Genomic DNA, 4,648 nt, shown 5'->3' on the forward strand with positions numbered 1-4,648 from the left:
CACCGGAGAACTCCTGCGCGAGCTGACCATCGACCCCGCCCGCGACTACCAACCCCAGGCAAACCCCAACACGACGAAACCCCCGAACCCGTAGGTTCGAGGGTTTCCGATGTCCTGAGACATCACAGTGTGCCCCCTGCAGGATTCGAACCTGCGCACCCGGCTCCGGAGGCCGGTGCTCTATCCCCTGAGCTAAGGGGGCTGACGAGTGACAAGGCTATCAGCATCCTGACACCACTCGGCACCGGATAACGCTCCTTGAACACATCCCGTGAAAACCCGGCGTGACCACCTCACTACAGGTTAACTTGGCGCCCGTGGGCGAGGTTCTTGGGAAAGTACTGGTCGTGGACGATGACGAGGTCATCCGTCAGCTCATCGCGGTCAACCTGAACCTGGAAGGGTTCGAGGTGACGACCGCCACCGATGGGCAGGACTGCCTTGATCTCGTGCTGGAGGTCATGCCGGACGTCATCACGCTCGACGTGATGATGCCCTGCCTGGACGGATGGACGACGGCGGAGAAGCTGCGCACCGACGCGGCCACCAGTCACATCAAGGTGGTGCTGATCACGGCGCGGGCGCAGGACGATGACCGGGCGCGTGGCCTCGGCATCGGGGTGGACGCCTACCTGACGAAGCCGTTCGATCCGGCGGAGTTGATCCAGGTGGTCAGGGATCTGGCGGCCGGCGTTCAGCGGAGTTGATGGACAGGGGTACAGACCGCTGGTTCATGAAGAGAGCGTGCGGGTCGCGCTGGGTTGAGCGGGTCGGTTGTGCGTGCGGGCCGCGTCCGTTCATGGGGGGGTGTGCGTGCAGGTTCGTTGAGGCGGTTGGAGTGCGTACGCGGTTGTAGGGGATTTTCCGTACGCTGGCGGGCACGACTTCTCGAAAGGTAGAAACGTGCGCAGCTCCATCTTCGGAAACCTCGACGGCCAGCCCCTGCCCCCCGGCTTCGCTCTCCAGAACGGCAAGATGCTCCGGGTGCAACTGCCCGAAGTGCTGGCCAAGCAGGGCTCGATGGTCGCCTTCCAGGGGCAGATGGACTTCGACTACGAAGGGTCCGGCGGCATCGGCAAGCTGTTCAAGAAGGCCATGACGGGCGAGGGCGCGTCGCTGATGCGGGTGCGCGGCGAAGGGCTGCTCTATCTCGCCGACAACGCCGACGACATCCACCTGTTCTATCTGGAGAACGAGGGGCTCACGGTCAACGGACGCAACCTGCTCGCCTTCGAGCCGCAGTTGTCGTGGGACATCCAGCGGGTCCAGGGCGCGGGGGTCGCGGCGGGCGGGCTGTTCAACACGACGATCAACGGCACCGGGTGGGTGGCGGTGACGACGCACGGTACGCCGGTGTTGCTGGACGCCGCGCAGATGCCGACGTATGCCGACGGCCAGTCCGCCGTGTGCTGGAGCACCAGTCTGCACGTGGGCGTGAACCGGACGATGAAGGCGGGCGCGCTGATCGGACGGGGGAGTGGCGAGGCCATTCAGCTGGCATTCCAGGGGCAGGGGTTCGTGCTGGTGCAGGCCAGCGAGGGCGCTCCCGTGGTGCAGGCCTCCTAGCCCGGCGGAGGGCCGGACGGGTACGGGTGGCGTCGCACGTCCGTGCGGGCCTACTTCCCTCGTGGTAGGGGAGAAACGCTCCGCCCGCCGGATGCTTCGTATACCCCTCCCGGGCATGGTGGAGGAGGCGTACGGCGAAGTCTGTTCCGAGGGGTTGGGTGAGCGCAATGTTGCTGATCGATGTCTACGTGCCCAGGGGGGCTCTCAGCGAGAACGAACGCGAGGCGCTGGGGCGCCGGCTCATCGACACGCTGATGGTCGAGGACGACAGTCACGCCCTCGAGATCATCGACGCTCAACGGCTGATCACGCAGGTGCTCGTGCACGAGCCGGCCACCTGGGTCCTCGGTCAGCGCCCGGCGACGGATGCCGCGGCTCCGCCGCGCTATGTCGTACGCGTCACGGTCCCGGCGTCGTGGCGCAAGGAGGTGTGCGAGCACATGGTGACCGCCATCACCGATGTCCTGGCCGAGACGGAGCGGGACGCCGGCCGCGATCCCGAACGCGTGCGCCGCGAACCCCACGCCGTGATCCTCGTCGAGGGCATCACCGAGGGCGGCATCGGGATCATCGGGAGGGTCATGGACAGCATGGATCTCACCGAGTTCGTCTCGCGCCCGTACCGTGACGTGGCGCCCGGTCGCGAGGTGCCCGCCCAGGAGTCCGGCAAGCTGATCGACCCGATCTGCGGCATGAGCGTGGATCTCGACACGCCTCTTACCCTCGTCCACCAGGGCACCTTGTACGGCTTCTGCCACGGCCTGTGTCGGCGGGCCTTCGCGGAGGAGCACGGTCTGTCGCTCGGCAGGCAGCACGCGTCCACCGACACCTGAAGAAGCGTGTCCCGCTACGGCGTGCGGTCATGACCCGGTGGGCCGGGAGCGACGTCCCCGGCCCACAGGTGTCGTCAGCGGGGGAAGTGTTCGTTCCAGTTGGGGCCGATGGTGACCGCCGGACCGAACTCGTTGTCGCCCTTTCCGTTCCAGAGGGTGAGGATGCCCTCGGGGTTGATGGCCGCGAGGTCGGTGTGACCGTCGGCGTTGAGGTCGCCGGGAGCCATCAGCGTGGCGGCGAGATCCTCCCAGTTCGGCCCGACGGCGTCGGAGGGGGTGAACTTGTTGTTGCCCTTGCCGTTCCAGATGTGCAGGAAGCCGTCGGCCTTGCTGACGGCGGCGATGTCACCGGTGCCGTCGCCGTTGAAGTCGCCGCCGACCGGGCGGGTGAAGGCGCCCCAGCCGGAGCCGACGCGGACCGGCGGGTGGAAGTTGTTGTTGCCCTGGCCGTTCCAGATGTGCAGGACACCTTCGGTGTCGACGGCGGCGAGGTCGGCGTGGCCGTCGCGGTTGACGTCGCCGAGCGAGGCCAGGGTGGCGGCGAGGTCGTCCCAGCCGGGGCCGACGGCCTCGGCGGGGGTGAACTTGTTGTCGCCCTTGCCGTTCCAGATGTGGAGGGTGCCGTCGCGTACGGCGGCCAGGTCGCCGATGCCGTCGCTGTTGAAGTCGGCGGCGACGGGGCGGCTGACGTCCGTCCATCCCGCGCCGACGGCCTCGGCGGGGGTGAAGTTGTTGCCGCCCTTGCCGTTCCAGACGTGCAGGGTGCCCGTGCCTGTGGCGTGGATGTCGCCGATGCCGTCGGCGTTGAAGTCGCCGCCGAACTCGGCGGGGAAGTGCGGCGCCCAGCCGGGACCGATGGGATCGCCCGGGGTGAACTTGTTGTTGCCCCTGCCGTTCCACAGGTGCAGGACGCCGGCGCCGTCGACGGCGGCGAGGTCGGAGTGCCGGTCGCCGTTCACGTCGCCCAGGGACATGAGGGTGCGCGCGAACTGGCGGGTCCAGCCGGCGCCGACGCGGTCGGGGGCGGTGAAGTTGTTGCTGCCCTTGCCGTTCCAGATGTGCAGGACGCCGTCACGGTCGACGGCGGCGATGTCGCCGGTGCCGTCGCCGTTGAAGTCGCCGCCGACGGGGCGGGAGAGGCTGTTCCAGCCCGCCCCCACGCGGTCGGCGGGGGTGAACTTGTTGTCGCCCTTGCCGTTCCAGATGTGCAGCACGCCGTCGAGGTCTACCGCGCCGATGTCGGTACGGCCGTCCTTGTTGACGTCGCCGAGCGAGACCAGGGAACTGGCCAGGTGGGACCAGCCGGAGCCGACCTCTTCCGCGGGGGTGAACTTGTTGCCGCCCTTGCCGTTCCAGATGTGGAGGGTGCCGTCGCGTACGGCGGCCAGGTCGCCGATCCTGTCGCCGTTGAAGTCGCCGCCGATGGGCCGGCTGTACGTGTTCCAGTTGGCGCCGACCGCGTCGGCGGGGGTGAAGTTGTTGCTGCCCTTGCCGTTCCAGACGGTCAACGTTCCGGTACCGGTGGCGAAGATGTCGCTCACGCCGTCGCCGTTGAAGTCAGCCCCGTGCAGGTTCGGCCGTTCGGAAGCCGTCCAGAGCGCGTCGACGATCTTCTGGCCGTCGCTCGCCTGCGGCTGGTAGCGGTCGGGGTGCGCGGAGACCTGGACGGCCTGGCACACCTCGCCGATCGGCGCGGACTGCCACGAGTTGTTCGGGTAGAGCCTGACCATCTTGTCGAGGAAGGCGTTGGTCGCCCAGATCGGGTTCAGCCGGTTCTTGGCGCTGCCCCACGAGCCACGCTGCTGGAACAGGCCCAGGCTGTCGTGGTCGACCATCTCGCTGACGTTCTCGATGTTCGTCTCGACGATCGTGGTGGTGATCGCGATCGCGGCCGCTCGTTTCGGCATGCCGCGGTCGCGGACCGCCTTCACCACCATGCGGGCGCACGAGACCTTGTACGCGGTCATGTGGCCGTCCAGCCTGCCGGTGAGTACGCCGTTCAACTGCGAGGCGATGGTGGCGTCGGAACCGGTCGTCCCGTCAGGGTCGCAGGCGGCCGTGTCCCACTGGACGGTGACGTCGTGGAGAGTGATGTCGCCGGTCGGCGGTTCGGTCGGCGGTTCGGTCGGCGGGGGTGAACTTGTTGTCGCCCTTGCCGTTCCAGATGTGCAGCACGCCGTCGAGGTCTACCGCGCCGATGTCGGTACGGCCGTCCTTGTTGACGTCGCCGAGCGAGACCAGGGAACTGG

General features: G+C 67.9%; 5 protein-coding genes and 1 tRNA gene. 3 read left to right on the top strand and 3 right to left on the bottom strand.

Going from position 1 to position 4,648, the window contains the following annotated elements:
* Nucleotides 1-130: 130 nt before the first annotated feature.
* Nucleotides 131-202 (bottom strand) — tRNA-Arg (locus GUY59_RS46075).
* A gap of 115 nt (nucleotides 203-317) precedes the next feature.
* On the opposite strand from GUY59_RS46075, the gene GUY59_RS46080 reads away from it, so the two are divergent.
* From GUY59_RS46080 to GUY59_RS46090, 3 genes are all read left to right on the top strand, one after another.
* The gene (locus GUY59_RS46080; protein WP_138208849.1) at nucleotides 318-707 is read left to right on the top strand and encodes a response regulator transcription factor; all 390 of its coding nucleotides are present in this window, start codon (nucleotides 318-320) and stop codon (nucleotides 705-707) included.
* Between the two features lie 196 nt (nucleotides 708-903).
* Entirely contained in the window at nucleotides 904-1,566 is a 663-nt protein-coding gene (locus GUY59_RS46085; protein ID WP_330849310.1) for an AIM24 family protein, read from the top strand.
* Nucleotides 1,567-1,733: 167 nt separating this feature from the next.
* Nucleotides 1,734-2,399: a YHS domain protein gene (locus GUY59_RS46090; RefSeq protein ID WP_138208745.1), complete on the top strand. Its 666-nt coding sequence runs from the start codon at nucleotides 1,734-1,736 to the stop codon at nucleotides 2,397-2,399.
* 74 nt (nucleotides 2,400-2,473) lie between these two features.
* Here GUY59_RS46090 and GUY59_RS46095 read toward each other — a convergent pair whose 3' ends face one another.
* Nucleotides 2,474-4,402, bottom strand: a complete 1,929-nt coding sequence (locus GUY59_RS46095) for an FG-GAP-like repeat-containing protein (protein WP_161715097.1) — start codon at nucleotides 4,400-4,402, stop codon at nucleotides 2,474-2,476.
* Between the two features lie 37 nt (nucleotides 4,403-4,439).
* A partial coding sequence (locus GUY59_RS46100; protein WP_201762146.1) for a hypothetical protein occupies nucleotides 4,440-4,648 on the bottom strand: 209 nt, incomplete at its 5' end.

The sequence above is a fragment of the Nonomuraea sp. K271 genome, assembly GCF_009908215.1.
GTDB classification, from domain to species: domain Bacteria; phylum Actinomycetota; class Actinomycetes; order Streptosporangiales; family Streptosporangiaceae; genus Nonomuraea; species Nonomuraea longispora.